Below are 243 nucleotides of genomic sequence, written 5' to 3' on the forward strand. Positions count from 1 at the left end.
AGAAGTCATTTAATTTATCTCTGGTATTCAACTTTTAAATTGAATTTGTCTTCGTTTATATACATTCAAGGTGATCAGCCAACTAGTAACAACGACTCCTGTAAAAAGGAATAGCATATTACTATACAAATAAGTGGATTGATCAAGGTCCATAGGAAGCAACTTCTGATTCAGTAAGCGTACAGATAATAAACCACCAACAATTGCAATACCTATTCCCTCTGATAAAAAACTGGTAAAATT

At 32.1% G+C, this 243-nt stretch carries 1 pseudogene; it reads right to left on the reverse strand.

Annotated features, from left to right (window positions below):
• Positions 1-27: 27 nt before the first annotated feature.
• Positions 28-243: pseudogene (locus tag AWV70_RS23195) on the reverse strand (tetracycline efflux MFS transporter Tet(L)); the annotation flags it as partial.

The sequence above is a fragment of the Sporosarcina koreensis genome (assembly GCF_001531445.1).
GTDB classification, from domain to species: Bacteria; Bacillota; Bacilli; order Bacillales_A; family Planococcaceae; genus Sporosarcina; species Sporosarcina koreensis_C.